This is a genomic window from Ferruginibacter sp. HRS2-29 (assembly GCF_024343615.1).
Classification (GTDB): Bacteria; Bacteroidota; Bacteroidia; order Chitinophagales; family Chitinophagaceae; genus Ferruginibacter.
Map to the genome: position 1 here is coordinate 110,773 of NZ_RJUB01000006.1, position 245 is coordinate 111,017.

A 245-nucleotide genomic window follows, 5' to 3' on the forward strand; every position below is an offset into this window, starting at 1 on the left:
GAAAATGCAGTTTTTGAAACGTTGACGATATCTTATAAACTGGATTTTCATTTTGCGCCAGCAAAATAATCCGTGTAATCGCCTGATCAGTCTGAAATCCGTGATCAAAAAACAAGTGGCAGAAGAAGGGACGATATTAATGCGATAAAAAGGATCACAGATTTTATAGGGATGAAGGGGATTACACAGATTTTTTCTGCTTCGCAGAAAACGAAATCCAGTTAGTAAAAAGTTCAATTAGTTTA